The sequence below is a fragment of the Gilliamella sp. Occ4-3 genome (genome assembly GCF_001690675.1).
GTDB classification, from domain to species: Bacteria; Pseudomonadota; Gammaproteobacteria; order Enterobacterales; family Orbaceae; genus Gilliamella; species Gilliamella bombi.
The window spans coordinates 13,905-32,887 of sequence record NZ_LZHR01000001.1 but is presented as its reverse complement, the minus strand read 5'-3'; the positions used below and the strand labels follow the sequence as shown (position 1 = coordinate 32,887).

Annotated in this window: 12 protein-coding genes and 2 pseudogenes; 7 read left to right on the top strand and 7 right to left on the bottom strand. The window is 34.9% G+C overall.

Translation table 11 applies throughout. The annotated features are described in order from the left end of the window. From A9G44_RS00130 to mmuM, 3 genes and pseudogenes are all read left to right on the top strand, one after another. The coding region (locus tag A9G44_RS00130) for an IS3 family transposase (RefSeq protein ID WP_065609304.1) at window positions 1-639 on the top strand (639 nt) is incomplete at its 5' end. A gap of 64 nt (window positions 640-703) precedes the next feature. After that, window positions 704-907: pseudogene (locus tag A9G44_RS00125) on the top strand (S-methylmethionine permease); the annotation flags it as partial. After that, window positions 894-1,836 (top strand): annotated as a pseudogene (mmuM, locus tag A9G44_RS00120) (homocysteine S-methyltransferase). The pseudogenes A9G44_RS00125 and mmuM, both read left to right, overlap by 14 nt. A gap of 522 nt (window positions 1,837-2,358) precedes the next feature. Here mmuM and A9G44_RS00115 read toward each other — a convergent pair. Beyond that, window positions 2,359-4,329 carry a TonB-dependent receptor domain-containing protein gene (locus A9G44_RS00115; RefSeq protein ID WP_065608781.1) on the bottom strand — a complete coding sequence of 657 codons (1,971 nt, stop codon included), beginning with the start codon at window positions 4,327-4,329 and terminating at the stop codon, window positions 2,359-2,361. Window positions 4,330-4,496: 167 nt separating this feature from the next. On the opposite strand from A9G44_RS00115, the gene A9G44_RS00110 reads away from it, so the two are divergent. The 4 genes from A9G44_RS00110 (at window position 4,497) to A9G44_RS00095 (ending at window position 10,354) form a co-directional block, all read left to right on the top strand. Then, window positions 4,497-5,423: a siderophore ABC transporter substrate-binding protein gene (locus tag A9G44_RS00110; protein ID WP_065608780.1), complete on the top strand. Its 927-nt coding sequence runs from the start codon at window positions 4,497-4,499 to the stop codon at window positions 5,421-5,423. 329 nt (window positions 5,424-5,752) lie between these two features. Next, window positions 5,753-7,069, top strand: coding sequence for a 30S ribosomal protein S12 methylthiotransferase RimO (rimO, locus tag A9G44_RS00105; RefSeq protein ID WP_065608779.1), 1,317 nt, complete (start codon window positions 5,753-5,755; stop codon window positions 7,067-7,069). Between the two features lie 8 nt (window positions 7,070-7,077). After that, complete coding sequence (locus A9G44_RS00100; protein ID WP_065608778.1) at window positions 7,078-8,466, top strand: MATE family efflux transporter; 1,389 nt, start codon at window positions 7,078-7,080, stop codon at window positions 8,464-8,466. Window positions 8,467-8,782: 316 nt separating this feature from the next. After that, complete coding sequence (locus A9G44_RS00095; RefSeq protein WP_081298194.1) at window positions 8,783-10,354, top strand: phosphoethanolamine transferase; 1,572 nt, start codon at window positions 8,783-8,785, stop codon at window positions 10,352-10,354. Between the two features lie 72 nt (window positions 10,355-10,426). Here the strand turns inward: A9G44_RS00095 and tkt are convergent, their stop codons facing one another. The 6 genes from tkt to A9G44_RS00065 form a co-directional block, all read right to left on the bottom strand. Further along, window positions 10,427-12,433, bottom strand: coding sequence for a transketolase (gene tkt / locus A9G44_RS00090; RefSeq protein ID WP_065608776.1), 2,007 nt, complete (start codon window positions 12,431-12,433; stop codon window positions 10,427-10,429). Between the two features lie 136 nt (window positions 12,434-12,569). Then, window positions 12,570-13,520 carry a transaldolase gene (gene tal, locus A9G44_RS00085; RefSeq protein WP_065608775.1) on the bottom strand — a complete coding sequence of 317 codons (951 nt, stop codon included), beginning with the start codon at window positions 13,518-13,520 and terminating at the stop codon, window positions 12,570-12,572. A gap of 321 nt (window positions 13,521-13,841) precedes the next feature. Next, a complete protein-coding gene (locus A9G44_RS00080; RefSeq protein ID WP_065575337.1) occupies window positions 13,842-14,078 on the bottom strand; it encodes a FeoC-like transcriptional regulator in 237 nt (78 codons plus the stop codon). Between the two features lie 83 nt (window positions 14,079-14,161). Continuing rightward, window positions 14,162-16,489 (bottom strand): Fe(2+) transporter permease subunit FeoB, encoded by a 2,328-nt coding sequence (feoB, locus tag A9G44_RS00075; protein ID WP_065608774.1) that lies wholly within the window; start codon window positions 16,487-16,489, stop codon window positions 14,162-14,164. Next, window positions 16,486-16,728 (bottom strand): FeoA family protein, encoded by a 243-nt coding sequence (locus tag A9G44_RS00070; protein WP_065589913.1) that lies wholly within the window; start codon window positions 16,726-16,728, stop codon window positions 16,486-16,488. The genes feoB and A9G44_RS00070 overlap by 4 nt, the downstream gene beginning before the upstream one ends. Window positions 16,729-17,707: 979 nt before the next feature. Continuing rightward, window positions 17,708-18,577: a hypothetical protein gene (locus A9G44_RS00065; RefSeq protein ID WP_065608773.1), complete on the bottom strand. Its 870-nt coding sequence runs from the start codon at window positions 18,575-18,577 to the stop codon at window positions 17,708-17,710. Between the last annotated feature and the right edge of the window lie 406 nt (window positions 18,578-18,983).

The window sequence follows — 18,983 nt, the reverse complement described above, 5'->3', positions numbered from 1 at the left end:
TTTCCTAAATGCTTTAATCGTATCAGAAAGCTCGGCTATCAATGGAACCATAAGCGTGTTTATCGGGTGTATTGTGAATTAAAGCTTAATCTCAGAGTAAAACGAAAAAAACGCATTCCTCCACGATGCCCGGAAAAGCTATTGGTGCCTAATAAACAAGGTGAATGTTGGTCAATGGATTTTATGAGTGATAGTAGCCGTAATCAACGTCGCTTTAGGACATTCAATGTTATCGATGACTTTAATCGTGAGGCGCTAGGGATTGATATTGCAGTAAGTTTACCAGCAGGAAGGATTACCCGTTACTTAGATAAACTGGCTGAATATCATGGATATCCATTAAAAATACGGGTCGATAATGGGCCAGAATTTACAGGAAAAACCTTTATAAACTGGGCTAAATCACATAATATAACCATTGATTATATCCAGCCTGGTAGCCCTTATCAAAATGGCTATATTGAACGATTTAATCGTACCTATCGTACTGAAGTACTCGATTTATATCTTTTTAACAACTTAGCACAAGCAAGGAAAATAACCGAAGAATGGCTAACGATTTATAACACCGAAAGACCGCATGAGGCATTAAATAACATGACACCGATTGAGTATAAAACACTAAAACAAGCAGCTTAATTTTCTACGTGAGTTGTGTACTAAGTTTGGGGCATTTACACAACTATCCGAAAATCAAAAAAATGCCTTAAAATATAAAGCACCATTTTACCCTTTTGTGCCAATTTTAGGGTTTATTCTGTGTTTGATTGCTTGCATTGGTTTAGCATTCGATCCAGAACAACGCATTGCGCTTTATTGCGGTATTCCTTTTGTAATTGTCTGTTTTATTGCGCATCACTTTACCCAATCTTATCAAAAACGAGCAGTAAAAAATGACAAGTTATAATCCAATTTGTGCACTATTCAAACAAAAAAATTACATTATTATTGATGGTGCACTAGCAAGCGAACTACAACGCCGTGGATGCGATCTTAATGATAGTCTATGGTCGGCAAAAGTATTAATTGAAAAACCCGAACTGATCTATCAAGTTCATTATGACTATTTTAAAGCTGGCGCCGATTGCGCTATCACCGCCAGCTATCAAGCTACACCAGTAGGGTTTGAAAAAAAAAGAAATTACGTTTGATGAATCTATCAAATTAATAAAAAAAAGCGTTGAACTCGCACAGCAAGCTAAACAGCAGTATTTGAATGAAACAAAGCAAAATAAAACTTTACTGATTGCTGGGTCAGTTGGTCCCTATGGAGCATATCTTGCAAATGGGGCAGAATATACTGGCGACTATCAACTAACTGAAGCTGAATTTATTGATTTTCACCGTGATCGCATTCAAGCCTTAATAGATGCCCAAGTTGATATCCTTGCTTGTGAAACATTACCTTCTTTTGCTGAAATTAAAGCGTTAGTTAAATTGATACAGCAGTTTCCAACTATCAATGCATGGTTTTCGTTTACATTAAAAGATGCCCAACATCTTAGCGATGGCACACCATTATCACAAGTAATAGATTATTTAAACAACTTCGAGCAAATTGTAAGCCTTGGTATTAACTGCATTGCGTTAGAAAGTGTTACTCCAGCATTAGAAGTGCTAAATAAGCTTACAACCAAACCATTAATTGTTTATCCAAATTCAGGTGAACAATATGATCCAATAACAAAACAGTGGCACAAGAACCATCAACATGATTGCACCTTCAAAAATCAACTACCAATCTGGACAAAATTAGGTGCAAAATTAATTGGCGGTTGCTGCCAAACAACACCGAATGATATTAAAGAGATTGTGAGATTATTAAAGGATTATTAATTTTATTGTGATTGGATTTTGAGCATGAAGATCTATTGTAGTTTTGCGATAATATCTTAAACGGCTTCAAATCCAATCAAATTAAACCAACAAAACCATCAGTTAAACACTTGATTTTATTTTCTTCTATCAAGTTAAAGCCTGATAGTCCAGTCAATAATTCCCTAGTACAATGAAAAGCTACTGAACAATTAATAATTAAATTTAATTCATTTGATTATAAATCGCAATTAATAGCACTACAAATAAGTGCAATGTTCCATCCTAAATTTTTACTATCTATCATTTGAAGGAAGCAATTAACTTTTCTAAAATAAACCGACTCGTTTCACTTTTCTTGTTTTGGATAAATATGTCCATTTTTTAATAAATTACCGTATTAAGCAATTCATAAATAAATGAATACACAAATTTAATTGCAAGATCAGATTAAATAATATTTAATTGAATAATATCATTAAAAAAGCAGCTATATTAAAAAGCTGCCTTAAAATTATAGACAAAATTAAATTTACTTAATGATTAAAAATTAACCTCAGTCCCAACAAAGTATCGTCTACCTTCTAAGGTTTTACCAAAATCATCGTTAGTTACATTTTTATCAAATAGATTATAAACACCGGCATAAACCTTAGCTTGTTTATGTATTTGATAAGATGCACCGATGTCCCAGAAAGTATAACCAGGATATTCAACTTTTGTGCCATCACGGTTATTAGACGATTCCATGCCATAATAGGCTATTTTTGTCCATAAATCCCATTGTTGGGTGACATACCAATCTAATTGAGTATTGAATTTTTGTTTAGGGGTTCGATTTAAAGATCGTCCTTTAAATTGGCCACTTTTTTGTTCTGTTTTTGTCCAAGAATAGTTAGATGTGAATAAGAAATCAGTAAATAAAGGCGTTTTAAATGAAAATTCAAAGCCTTTAAGATCAGCTTTGCCAACATTTTCACGGCCTTGTATAAAGTCAAACTTTTTACTATAACCATTCAATAAGCACTTGCTTCCTTTTTTACGATTACAAATATAATATGATTGAATTTTGTCTTTATATTTTGTGTAAAATGCAGTTGCAGAAGCATCAATACCATAATCATTGGTATAACCTATACCAATTTCGAAATTATTTGTTTTTTCTGGTTTTAAAGCTGGATTTCCAATGATTACACCATCAGAATATCCACCACCAGTAACTTGCCCCCAATCCGTCACAACATAACGTAATTGTGGTGTAGCATAACCAGTAGAATAACCACCTTTTAACGTAAAGTTATCATCAATATTCCACACACTGTAAACCCTTGGGTTCCAGTTGCTGCCATAATTTTCATCTTTGTTATAACGTAATCCTAATGTTAAACTCCAATTTTCTAAAATACGTAACTCATCTTCTCCAAATAACGCATAATTCCAACGATCAATTTTAGATAATGTCGTTTTTAGTTGATTTCCTTTGTCATGCAACTCTTGATAATTGTATTTTCCGCCTAAAGTCAGCATGTTAATACTAAAAGGAATAGTAACACGTGTATCTACATCCGTATTGCGAATTTTCATGTTCCTTTTTGGGTTATTATTTCCTTCATAAGAGACAAATGAAGTTGTAGAAACATCACCAAACAAACCATTATGTGTTAAAGCAAACGTATTTCGTCTATTATCTCTATTAAAATCACTTCTAGATTTATCTCTTGTTTTTCCTGCAGTTGCATTACTATTTTGTAAAGCTCGTCCAAAATCGAGATCAAATTTTTGTGTATCTGAAGCATTTAAAGATAATTTACCATTTAAACTACGTAATTTTTGTCCTGCATGACCCGCAAGAAATTTATCTTCATGACGATTTGAATACTGCCCATAAAGTTGTATACCTAAAACATCATCAATAATCGGTCCCATGGTCGAAAAACTGCCAGTATATGTATCTTTTTCTTTTGAACGATAAGGAATAACCGATTCTAAACGTACACCACTTTGCCATTTATTTGACACTTTTTTAGTAATAATATTAACAACCCCTCCCATCGCATCAGAACCATATAATGACGACATAGGGCCTCGCACAACCTCAATACGTTCAATGGCCGTTAATGGTGGTAACCATCCTTGTTCAAATCCTGAATTATCACTATTTGGTCTTGTTTCGCGGGTACTAACCTTTTTGCCATCAACTAATATTAGGGTATATTTGGCATCCATGCCTCGAATACTAATATCAGTAGAATCACCACCTCCAGTGATATTTACTCCAGGAATATCCTTCAACGCATCTGTGACATCACGATAAGGTTTTTTTTCAATTTCTTCTGGTGTAATTACCGAAATGGTAGCCGGCGCTTCTTTAACTTGTTGAGAAAACCCCGATGCAGTAACAACCATGGTGTCAGTATCTGAATTGCTAGCTGCTATAGCAGCTGTCGATAATGACAACAAAATACTAGTATTAATGACATTTGTAGCCAATTTAATCTTCTTTTTTGCTTTCATTGTTATAACCCTATTATTTATAATGACATTTATAGATTTATAAGATATATGAAGACTACACCATATGAGAATGATTATCAATATCTTTAAAAAATTATTTATAGCTAGACAAATCCTTTTTGTTAAATGATAATAATTATCATTTATATAAACACAGGAAAATTGAGATGAATAAAAAGAAAAAGATATTTTTAAGTAGTATTGCATCGATTATATTAAGTTTAACTGGTTGCCAATCAACGACAACAATGAGTGTAACTGCCAACAACCAAACGGTACAAGTTCCTAAGTTGCCCGAAAAAGTTGTTGTCATGAACTATGGGGCATTAGATACTTTAGAGGCGCTAGGTAAAGGTTCGATAGTTGTTGCAACTCCACTATCAGTTATCCCTTCTTATTTGCAACAATTTAACAAAAAATCAATTACCGATACAGGCAATATGAAAGAACCCAATATTGATGCAATCAGACAAGTTAAGCCAGATTTAATTATTATTGATGGCCGTCAAGCTAGTAAAACTGAAGATCTATCTAAAATTGCACCAGTCATTAATTTAAGTGTGAACGCCCAAAATTATGTTGAATCAACAAAAAACCATATCCATCTACTGGCAAATATTACAGGCACAGAAAGTAAAGCTGATAATATTATTCAGTCATTAGATGAAAAAATTCAACATGCCCGAGCAGTAGCCGAAGCTAGTTCTAAAAAAGCTATTGTTGCTATTCATAATGATGGAAAGATGATTCTTATCAATTCAAGCTCAAGCGCAGCATTGATTCACGATGTACTAGATGTTAAACGAGCGGTACCACTCACCGTTATGCCCGCAAATAACTTAATAGGCAAACCAAAACCAATTTTTATTGATGATAATTACATTAAATCAGTCAAACCTGATATTATTTTTGTTGTTGATCGTAGCAAAGCAATCGGCAATCAAGGTATGGCTGAGCACTTTTTTTCACAAAAAGTATTAAACAAAAGCAAAACACAGGTTGTTTATTTAACTCCTGATCTTTGGTATTTGTCGGGTGGTGGTGCTGAAAGCATAGATCGTCAAATTGACGAAATCATTAATGCATTAAAATAATATAACTTGATTGTTAACTTTCTATTTTTTAAATAGCCTTTATTGTCAATAAAGGCTTTATTTTATACTGATAAATTTCAGAGAAATACTTAATAAATAATTCTTTTTATTCAAACGAACTACTTTCCGAGTTATTACTAATCCTTAATAGATAAGCCAAAGCATTGTTAATGTAAATTTGAAATTAGAAAATCGGTATATCAACTATGATGAAATGTGATAAAATGCCGACTTTATTTTGATTTGTAAACGATAATTAACAAATATAGTTTATTGAATTCTCAAACAATACCTCTTTAATATAACACACTATTATAAATATTATGAATATGTCACCCCCTACAATTGGATTTGTGAGCCTTGGCTGTCCTAAAAATTTAGTTGACTCTGAACGAATTTTAACCGAACTGCGTACACAAGGTTATCAAGTCGTACCTAGCTATGACAATGCCGATCTGGTCATTGTAAACACTTGTGGATTTATTGACAGTGCAGTGCAAGAATCTCTAGAAGCAATCGGCGAAGCTCTTAATGAAAACGGCAAAGTCATTGTAACTGGATGCCTTGGTGCCAAAGAAGATCAAATTAGAACTGTACACCCAAAAGTACTTGAAATATCAGGTCCACACAGCTATGAAGCGGTACTAAATCATGTTAATAAATATGCACCAAAACCTGCTTATAATCCATTTACCAGTCTAGTTCCCCAACAAGGTATAAAACTAACACCAAAACATTATGCTTACCTAAAAATTTCTGAAGGTTGTAATCATAGTTGTACATTTTGCATTATTCCATCATTACGAGGTGAAATGATTAGTCGCCCTATTGGTAACGTACTTGATGAAGCAAAACGACTAGCCGACAGTGGTGTTAAAGAATTATTAGTTATTGCACAAGACACTTCAGCTTACGGCGTTGATATCAAAAACAGGACCAGTTTCTGGAATGGAATGCCATTAAAAACTGATATTCAAACGCTTTGCGAACAATTATCAAGTTTGGGAATTTGGGTCAGATTGCATTATATGTATCCTTATCCAAGTGTCGATAATCTAATTCCATTAATGGCGGATGGTAAAATTTTGCCTTATCTGGATGTACCATTACAACACGCAAGTCCAACAATTTTAAAATCAATGAAACGACCTGGAACCATTGAAAGAACCTTAGAACGTATCCATAAATGGCGAGAAATCTGTCCTGATATCACGTTACGTTCAACCTTTATTGTTGGTTATCCTGGCGAAACAGAACAAGATTTTGAATTACTGCTCAACTTTTTGTCGCAGGCACAGTTAGATCGTGTTGGCTGTTTTCCATACAGTCCTATAGAAGGTGCTGAAGCCAATAAACTTGCCGACCAAATTCCAGAAACAATCAAACAAGAACGTTTTGATCGTTTTATGCAATTACAGCAAAAAATCTCAACGCAAAAATTACAAGCCAAAATTGGCAAAACATTAGCTGTTATTGTTGACGAAATTGATGAAGAAGGTGCAATAGGTCGTAGCATGGCTGATGCCCCAGAAATTGATGGCGTTGTTTATCTAAACGAAGAAAACCAAGTCAAAGTCGGTGATATTGTTCAGGTTAACATTGAGCATTCCGATGAGTACGATCTATGGGGAACGGTTAAACGTTAATTAACACCATGAAACAACATTATAAACACGAAGTAAAAAATCTGGTTAAATTGGCAGTTCCGGTGCTAATTGCGCAAGTATCGCAAACCGCAATCACTTTTGTCGATACCATTATGGCAGGAAATTATAGTAAAACCGCCCTGTCTGGAGTGGCTATTGCAGTTTCAATTTGGTTACCAACAATTTTATTTGGGCAAGGCTTACTCACCGTTTTAACGCCAATTATTTCAAACCTAAATGGTGCAGCTAAACGAAACCAAGTTGCCGATCATACTCGGCAAGGCGTTGTCATCGCATTGGTATTATCAGTGCTTATGATGTTAGTTCTCTATCATTCCGACCTAATAATAAACTTAAGAAGCTCGGACGATCACCCTATTGATCCAGAAATGATGGACGTGGCAACCAAATTTTTACGTGCCATAATGTGGGGTGTGCCAGCATTCTTGCTTTTCTTGGTCTACCGCAATCAATGTGAAGGGCTATCAAACACAAAGCCAGCCATGGTGATTATATTCATTGCCCTTCTTGCCAACATTCCAATTAATTACGTTTTAATCTATGGAAAATTAGGCTTACCTGCTTTTGGTGGGGTCGGCTGTGGCATTACAGCGACAATCATCTTTTGGCTCATGTTTATATTAATACGCTTATATACACTCACTAGCGCAAGCCAACGCGACATTCGCCTAACACCAATCACCAAACTAGTTGATTTTGCTATAATCAAAAAAATTGTTGTGCTTGGTACTCCTCTTGCTCTCGCTTACTTTTTTGAAATGAGCTTATTTGCTGTGATTGCATTATTAATTGCCCCATTAGGTCAAATAACCGTTGCTGCACATCAAATTATATTCACCATCAGCAGTTTAACCTTCGCTATTCCATTATCTCTTGGGGTTGCTACTAGTATTCGTGTCGGTTATTTACTGGGCAAAAGAAAACCAGTTTTAGCCAAACAAACTTCTTACATTAGTTTAGCCATATCCTTAGCAATCGCCATTATAGTTGCATTAATTTTAGTTATTTTTAGTTCACAAATCATCACCATATTTACACAAGAAAATGCTGTAATTGCTATTTGTATGCAACTTATTATTTTACTCGCTATTTATCAAGCGTCTGACTATTTACAAGTAGTAGCTAGTAATGTGCTTCGAGGTTATAAAGACACTAAAAGCATTTTTTTTATTACTCTACTTTCTTATTGGGTAGTCGGATTGCCAGTTGGTTATGTTTTAGGATTAACCGACCTAATCATTCAACCAATTGGCGCAGCTGGTTTTTGGATAGGTATTATATCAGGACTTGCTGTTGCAGCATTACTATTAATAGCTAGGATGATCTATATTCAAAAACAACCTGTTGAAGTTATTTTAGAGCAGGCATCAAGATAAAGTTATTTATTAAAGACATTCAATAAAATAAAAAAGATTAACCTCATTTTATTAATAACAACTTATTGATTATTCAATAAATAAACATAAATAGGTTAATCTTTCAATAATTATGGACAAGCAACCATCCCATCGAAGTTCTAACATTAGTCCATGGTGGTAAACCCTAGACATAGAAAACTTCATCACTTTCTCCCCGTCGATACTAATACTCACAATTAAAATATTGGATATTTTTTATCAAAACCTATTGTCAAATATTTGAATAAATTTATAATTCTTGAAACCAAAAATTAATATAATAAATATAGTTACTATGATAAAAAAAGAAAATATACTTTCACATGGAGTGTGTCTTTGTCTTTCTATTTTGCTTGTTTACTTATTAGGTTACGAGCAAAGATTTGATCGCATATTTCTAACTTACTTTTCTCTTACTTTTTTAGCTCGACTTACTTTTTTTCGAATCTTTTTCTGCATTTGGTTTGTAATAGCTGCTATCTATTTTCCTATTGGATTTTATTATGGTCCACCTAATGTTGCCGTAATTAGTGCTATTGCTGAAACAGATTTTGAAGAAATAACGGAATTCTGTTCACAACTATCAGTTTATTTTTATTTTGCTCCTCTAATCTTAGCATTAATTTTTATTATATTATTTAAAAGATTTTCATTTCCAAAAACTAACAATTTCTATTTACTTATTTTTGTATTAGGGCTATGTTTTTATAGACCAATTAAAGCTGTAATAAAACATAATCCAAATTCTTTCAATACAATATCAACTACTTTATTGAATAACTTAAAGTATCCTATTTTTGAGTTTTCTCTCTCATTTTACGATAGTGCAAAACTTTATTTTCAAGAAAAACAAGAACAATTAAAACAAATTGAGCAAACAAATACTATCCCAATTTTATCTATTAATCCTCAAAAAAAGAACTATATTATTATTATTGGCGAAAGTGTTCGTAAAGACTATATGAGCGCTTATGGTTTTAAACTTGACAATACTCCCTTTGCTCGCACCCAAGCCAGCATTATTTGGGATGGATTAATAACGCCTGCACCAAATACCCAATCATCAATTCCACATTTAATTAGTCAATCAATCTTTTTAGACGACAAAAAAGTCAATGCACAACTAAATAATAATATTGTTAGCATTGCTAATGAGGCAGGATTTGAAACTTATTGGCTTTCAAATCAAGGTAAATTAGGCACAATTGAAATTACGGTACCTCGTATTGCCTCTTATGCACAACATTCATTTTACACTAAAAAAGGTGAATATAATGGTAAATCATCGAGAGGAAAACATGATACTTTATTATTACCTGAATTAGATAATATTTTATCGACAGAAAATAGCAAACCAAAACTTATTGTTATGCACCTAATTGGTTCACACTCTAACTTTTGTAAGCGATTAGAATTTAATGTGCAGTTTGATCTGAATAATAAAAATATATCATGTTATGTTAGTAGTATTAAAGAAACAGATGATCTTATTGCACAAACTATCAGTATACTAAAAAAATATAATCAAGATTATTCAGTGGTTTACTTTGCAGATCATGGACTTGCGCATGCAGATCAACATAATGACTTAAGACACAATTCAGAATATCAAGATAGTTATCGTGTCCCATTTATCTTTTTTGATTCAGATAAAACACCCCAGCAAAAAATTAATAAACAAGTATCGGGATTCCAATTAGTTTATCTATTGAGTAACTGGATGGGTATAAAATTAGACGTAAACCATAATTATATGGAAAACGAACTTTCTCAAATACCAGAACAAAAAAACATCAAAGTTAAAGGCTGGAATAACAATAAATTATATCAATTTGATAAACTAAAGAAAGATCCTAATCCCTATTAGGTTTATAATCATAGACAGATATAAAATGCCATCATTAGATCAGATGGCATTTTATCGATAATTATTCTATTATTATTTTAATAAACTATTTGCCTGAGCTATTACATTTTCAACAGTAAAGCCGAATGCTTTAAATAGTTGATCAGCTGGACCTGACTCACCAAAGCTTGTCATGCCAACGACTTTGCCGTTAAGACCAACATATTTATACCAGTAATCGCTGATACCAGCTTCAATAGCTAGGCGAGCTGTCACTGATGATGGCAATACTGACTCTCTATAAGTGCTATCTTGTTTATCAAACGCATCAGTTGATGGCATTGACACAACTCGCACTTTTTTACCTGCTTGTGTGAGTTGATGATAAGCTTCAACTGCAAGTTCTACTTCTGAACCAGTAGCAATAATTATCAACTCTGGAGTACCAGTACAATCATTTAAGATATAACCGCCTCGATAGACATTGGCTAATTGTTCAGCAGTACGTTCTTGTTGTTTTAAATTTTGTCTTGAGAAGATTAATGCAGTTGGACCATCTTTGCGCTCAATACCATACTGCCAAGCAATAGCTGACTCCACTTGGTCACATGGGCGCCAAGTACTCACATTTGGTGTAACACGTAAGCTTGCCATTTGTTCAACAGGTTGATGCGTTGGGCCATCTTCACCCAAGCCAATTGAATCATGTGTATAAACAAATAATGAACGGATTTTCATTAACGCAGCCATACGAATAGCATTGCGTGCGTACTCCATAAACATTAAGAATGTTGCACCATAAGAAATAAATCCACCATGTAAGGCAATACCATTCATAATAGCGGACATACCAAATTCACGCACACCATAATGAATATAATTACCATCAGTATTGGCTAAAATTTCTTTAGAGCCTGACCACATTGTCAAATTACTTGGTGCTAAATCAGCCGAACCACCTAAAAATTCAGGTAAAGCTGGCGCAAATGCTTCGATAGCATTTTGAGATGCTTTACGAGTTGCAATAGTTGCTGGATTTGCTTGTAATTTATTCACTACATCGTTAGTGATTTGAGACCAATTTGCTGGCAAATCACCATTAACACGACGCTTGAATTCTTTAGCTAATTCAGGATAGGCCTTAGCGTAAGCATCAAAACGAGCATTCCATTCATCTTCGTGCTGTTTACCTTTAGCTTTCGCATCCCAAGCATCGTAATAATCTTTAGGAATTTCAAAAGCAGGATAATTCCAACCTAATGATTTACGGGTTGCTTCAATTTCAGCATCACCTAAAGGTGCACCATGACTTTCATGGCTACCTGCTTTATTTGGCGAACCAAAACCAATTACCGTTTTACACATTAGTAGTGATGGTTTATCACTTACTGCTTGCGCTTGTTCAATCGCTTGTTTTAAGGCTTTAGCGTCATGCCCATCAATACCACGAATAACATGCCAACCATAAGATTCAAAACGTTTTGCGGTATCATCAGTAAACCAACCTTCTACCTCACCGTCGATTGAAATTCCATTATCGTCATAAAATGCAATTAGTTTACCTAGCTTTAGCGTGCCTGCTAATGAACACACTTCGTGTGATATCCCTTCCATCATACAACCATCGCCCATAAACACATAAGTATGGTGATCAACAATGGTATGACTTGCTTTATTAAATTGTGCCGCTAACGTTCTTTCTGCAATTGCCATACCTACAGCATTGGCAATACCTTGCCCAAGTGGGCCTGTGGTTGTTTCGACACCTGGCACATAACCATATTCAGGGTGTCCTGCAGTTTTTGAATGCAACTGACGAAAGTTTTTCAAATCATCGATAGTCACGTTATAACCTGTTAAATGTAACAAGCTATAAATCAGCATAGAGGCATGACCATTTGATAACACAAAACGGTCACGATCAGCCCATTTAGGATTGGTTGGATTGTGTTTTAAAAAGCCACGCCAAAGTACTTCGGCCATATCCGCCATACCCATTGGCGCACCAGGATGGCCTGATTTTGCTTTTTGCACGCCATCCATGCTTAATGCCCTTATCGCATTCGCCAGTTCGCGGTGAGATAGTGTGGTTGCATTCATGTCATCATCTCCAAAAAATTTTGAGTTTAAATTTGTTAATACCTGCAAGGTTAACATCACTTGCAAAATCGTTATTTAAATTAACGAAAGAAATAGCATAAAAATGGGGAGCATACTCCCCAATTGTTTTATATGATTATAACAATGCGCCAATCATATCTTCTAATTTGCCTTGATCTACGGCAAAAGCACGAATTCCTTCGGCTAATTTTTCAACTGCCATAGCATCGCTATTATGTTGCCATCTAAATTCGGCCTCAGTCATTGGCGCAGGACGAGCAACTATGGTTTGATTTGGATTGAGCTTCTGTACAACAGGCGCATTTGATTGTTGCATTTCGGCTAATAGATTAGGCGAAATAGTTAATCTATCACAACCTGCTAATGCTAAAATTTGCTCGACTTTACGGAAGCTTGCCCCCATCACAATGGTTTTATAGCCGTGTTGTTTGTAATAGTTAAAGATATTACGAACTGAAACAACACCTGGATCTTCATCAGCGACATAAGGATCGATTGGTTTTTTAGCTTGATACCAATCATAGATTCGACCCACAAAAGGCGAAATTAGAAAAGCATTTACTTCGGCACAAGCTCGTGCTTGTGCAAATGAAAATAGCAAAGTTAAATTACAGTTGATCCCTTCTTTTTCTAGCACTTCAGCCGCTTTAATACCTTCCCAAGTTGAAGCAATTTTAATTAAGATACGTGACTTATCGATACCCTTTTTTTCATAAAGTGCAATAATTTTACGTGCCTTTTCAATACACCCTTGTTTATCAAAAGACAAACGGGCATCCACTTCGGTCGAAATACGACCAGGAACTGTTTTTAAAATTTCGGCGCCAATATTAACTGCAACCTGATCACACGCATTAACTAATTGTTGTTCTTTACTGCCACCAATTTTTTTCGCAGTTTCAACTGCAGAATCAATTAAATAACGATATTGAGGAAGTTGCGCTGCTTTCAAAACGAGGGAAGGATTGGTTGTTGCATCTTCGGGGGAAAACTGCTTAATAGAATCGATATCACCAGTATCGGCTACCACTACAGTTAATTTTTTAAATTCATCTAATTGACTCATACATTTTATCCTCATACAACGTTTTACTATAATGAAAGTATAATAACATTTATTCAACAATAAAACGACTTTGTCATGAGGTGGTCATTAATCTATCTTGTTGTCAAAAATCAGACAGGCTGAAAACATAAAATGTAGCCTCAGACTCTGATAATATAGAATCACTTATCCATGTTTGCTAGCTTATCCATACAAATAAAATTAATTCTGTGAATTTAATCACAAAATCAAATCAGCGTTAATTAGCATCATTTATCTATGATGCAACAAAATAATTGACAACACATTATAAATGTAAAAAGTTACTGATTCATGATTCAATTAAACCCAAACATATTCAACATTACCAGCTAAGTGACAGTTTGAACAAGAGTGACACTTATTAGTTTGGCAAAACAATAGCTGATCTTGTACTATGAGCTTTATCATCCCTTTTTTAATCCAAAACCCTAACATCTGCTCAGCTGCACTTTCAGGTAAACGAAAATGGCGTGCAACATCTTGCAATGGTACACGGCCTTTTAATTGTACATAATCACGAATCGACGTTATTAACATAGCAATAATCCGATAATTAAAGTTACAGAAAAATCACAAATCTTTTCTCTATCTATATTTTTACAAATTAGCTAGCCAGCTACTTACTGACAGCATGATGATTCTTTACACTGTTGTAGATTCGGTTCCGTTTGTTGGTTAAATGATGAATATCGCCCTAAAGTACGCATAAACAATAGTGCTACAACAATAAATACACTACATCCCAAAAGCCACCAACCTGCCATAGTAGAATGCCCAAGCAAAGTAAATTGATAATAAATCGTTGCTGTTAGCCATGCGATAGTAAAAGTCCAAATTGCCACAAATATCATCCATCTAAAACCAGCCTCTCGGTACACAGCTCCTAATGCAGCAGCACAAGGTGTATAAAGTAAAATGAAGATCAAATAACTCATCGCATTCGAAGACGAACCAAAAGCGCCCTTGATTTGAGAAATTGTTACCGAATTTACATCCAAATCAGACTGAAGTGAATCAATATTTTGTGAAACTGTATTAAACCCTAGTGGATCTAATACTGCATCTGATAGATCAACTAAATTCTTAGGAATCGTTGCCAACGCATCTACAATCCCTTGTGATAAATCAAATGACTTGGTTGCTTGCTCATTGTCATCGCCCATAGAATAAAGCGAATTAAGCGTTGCAATCACCGACTCCTTAGCAAAAATACCCGTAAAAATTCCCACCGTTGCGGGCCAATTATCGTGTTTAATCCCCATTGGTGCAAATGCTGGAGTAATTGTTTGGCTAACAACAGAAAGCATAGAGTCCTGCGAACTTTCGTGTCTAAACGAACCATCACTCCCCCATGAATTAAGCACACTTAATATTGTTACCATCAATACAATGGCTTTACCTGCTTTAAAAATAAATGACTTTAAACGCTGCCAAGTCAAACTAATTAGACTACTTAAAGTCGGAATACGATACACTGGCATTTCCATAATAAACGGTGTTAATGAACCTTTTAATAGCGTAAATTTAAGTATAAATCCAGTTATCATTGCCACAACTACACCAAGCAAATATAAGGCAAACACCACTATAGAGGCATTTTTAGGAAAAAATATCACGGCGAATAAAGCATACACCGGCAATCTAGCTCCACATGACATGAAAGGAATCATACAAATTGACATAATACGATCACGTGTGCTTTCTAACGTTCGCGTGCCCATAATGGCTGGCACACCACAACCGAAACCCACTAACATTGGCACAAATGCTTTTCCCGGCAAACCAATGCAACGCATCAGCCGATCGATTACCATTGCTGCTCGCGCCAAATAACCAGAATCTTCCAAAAAAGACAAACAAAAAAACATCGCCCCAATGACAGGAATAAAAGTTGAAACCGTTTGAATACCACGACCAATCCCATTAGCCAAAATAGCCGTAAGCCAATTCGGTGCATTGATAGCATGAAGTAACTGCGTTGAGCCATCGACAAAAATAGTACCACACAGCACATCAAAAAAATCAATAAACACAGTCCCAAAATTAATCGCTAGCATAAACATGGCATACATTGCGAGTAAAAAGAACGGAATACCAGTAATACGCCCTAAGGTGATATTATCCAATATGTCTGAAAATCGACGACTAAGTTCACGTGGTTTATCAATCACTTTCTTACAAATTGTATCAATCGTATCATAACGTGCACTAGCAAGCGCCACATCAATTTCATTATCACACCATTTTGCAAGCAATGAACGGCAGTTTGCAAACATCTCTTTTTCGCATTCGAGTAAGTTATAACGCGAATCATCTAATAACGCATCCATCAATTGCCAACGATTGAATTGATGCACAACACTATCATCTGGTAACTCACAAATACAACGATTAATCACCGCTTGCTGATCATCGCCAAGCAAATCAATCGACGGTTGAGCTACTTGTGGCGTGATTACCATGTTTTCGATTTGTTGATAAAAGCACGATAACCCCATTTTTTGGGTTGATGATAATGCCACAACAGGGCAACCTAACAGTGTTGACAACATATCAACATTAATCTGTTCGCCCATGGCTTTAACTGCATCCATCATATTTAATACAACAATCATTGGCACTTGCAAATCAATTAACTGACAAGTTAAATACAGACTACGTTGCAAATTAGTTGCATCCATAATATTAATAATAACACTATCACTATCAGACAACACAAACTGACGTGCGATAAGCTCATCTTGTGAAACACTAAGTGGGTCTGGTTCGATCGAATATGTACCAGGCAAATCAACGACTTCATATTGTGCATTATGATAAGTAAAAACACCTGTCTTACGTTCAACAGTCACTCCAGGCCAATTTCCTACACGTTGCTTTGAGCCAGTTAATAAATTAAATAATGTCGTCTTACCACAGTTAGGGTTACCAATTAATGCTATCTTCATTTACTTACCTCCATAACTTCAATAGCTTGTGCTTCTTTACGACGCAAACAAAGCCAAAATCCACGCATTTTAATTTCAATCGGATCACCAAATGGTGCAACTCGCACAACCAGAACCTTACACCCTGGTGTAATCCCCATTGCAAGTAACTTTCGACGAAAAGGTAACGATTCGGGTAACAACCTAGTAATAACCGCCTCGTGGCCTAAAGGTAACTGGTTAAGAGTAAAAAATGACATTACGCTTCCTAAAAAATGACAACAGTACTGATATAAATAATCATATAAAATTAAAAATACATATTTTAGAAAGAAATGAAGTTATTTTTAGTGTAAAAATGCGAATTATTCTCAACAAAAATAAATAAACAGTAAAAAAATAGTAAATATAATTAAACAATAAAAAATACAAACTCAAACCTTCGCTGTGTTGTGTTTCTAAATAGGTAAAATAAATACTCACGATGTAAATACCCCAAACTTAGTACACTCTCACGTAGAAAATTAAGCTGCCTGTTTTCGTGTTTTTAATTCAATAGGCATCATATTATTTGATGTCTTATGTGTAGGATATTACTAATATTGTTTACGGTAATTTGAGAAACTACTGTAATAATTAGTCGTAAAAAACAAAATTAGCGCTTTATCACCAGCAAAGCAATATGCCGTTTATATCATAAAGAAAAAATAACGGTCACTGATTTGGCTAAACACTATTACAAAACCTATCCAAGTAAAATGCTACAGGTTGATACCAAAGGTTTATCTTTACTTATAAATCAAACGAAACAGCAAACTAGAAAAATTATTTTCTAGTATTAACATGATTTTTTTGTTTTTTTACTTAAACACGGTGTTTTCCTGAAACTTTTTTGACAAAAATTGGACAGTCTTTGTTTGTTAGATAAATATTTGTTTAGATAAACTGCGTGATAATCGCTGTATCAAGCAAAAATGTACCAATCCCACCTGTCAAACCGATGTGAAAGCCGAAAGAGTGATACAAACTTTGAATTGCGATGTGGCATAATCGGCAAATATTTAGCGATTCAAAAGATAGAAAACAAAAACTTAAACGCTTTATTAATTTTTATAATACCATTAAACACCATAAAGCGATTTCAGGCAAAACGCCTTACGAGTCTTTAGAGGATTATTTTAATTATGAAGTGTAAACAACTCGGCGTTTTCATACAGATTAAGAACTAAATGCTAAAAACTAAGGGGTGGTGCAAATCTTGTAGCCACTGTAGTCAGCGCTGAGGCTGAGGACGTTGCCGCCGTGCGAGGAGACAGAGAACTGGCCGCTACCTGAGGCGTCGCTTGTCCAATAGCCGAAGTCTCTGGAGACCGAATCAGCGTAGTCGAGCATGAAGCCCCACTCCGAGAAAAATCCTCCCCCTATGTGACGCATATAATAATTACCTGATGAACTAGGTGTGGCTCCTAAATTTTTATAGTTTGAATTGGTTAAATCCCTTACTCGCGGTATCCGATAACCCAAACTATTACATTCTGCTAAATTGTCACTATAAGCAGCCCGCCCCCCAATGACGAACCACTGCTTTAACACAAATCCATATTTTACTACCCCATCACCGGTATTAATATCTCTACCCACTAACTCAAACGTCTGTGGTAACCTTGGCTTAATTTGGCTAGATAGTCCCCATGGACCTGTTAACTTAACACGAGCGACAACTTGTCCCTTGTCTTCATCAGGAATCCAGTAATCATTAGGTACAACATTTGTCACTGTTGCAGTAATTCCCTCATGCGTGACTGGTTCCCATTTCAATTCATTTATATCTACTTCAGTTATGAGTAAATCAAAATATAATTTATTCATACCTGTGGTCGGGAAATTGAGGTGGTATAATTCAGGATGAGTTGATTCAAAATCAATTGATTGTACTAAAAAACCCTTATCAGGATTCCATAAGCTAGCTGGGCCTGCGTATTGCCTATTACTCCAAAATAGATTTGGCCTTACATAATTGATAACAGCCGACGGTATTATTATTGCATCACTACGATTACCTGCTCGAGCCTTTTTACCATTCGCCTGTACATTCCATGACGATGACAATAATAACAGTGCTGATACTAACAAAGCTGTTTTAGGTGATTTGAGCGATAATTTCGATAATTCGTTGAGAAATAATTTGGAAGGTATAAATAAGTTTCGTGAAAAAACTCGTCGAATAAGATTATTTGATAAACTTAAGACATAGGTTTGCCAGTGCTGGTGTCTGGTGTCTAAAATGATAATGCATTATGGTTAACCTGTCAAGTAATAATTTGTTTTATTTAGATTTTTATAATTATTTGCTTATTTAATAAGCTTGTTTTCCTATAGCGATAAAAGTATAACCATAAAAAAAATAGTTGGCTAGTTTTTTAGCAGATTTTTTGTAAAGAAATGTAAAGATAAAACAATTCAACTTTATAGATAGGTTAATTTTATTATTAAAATATGGAGTTAGCTTTATAGC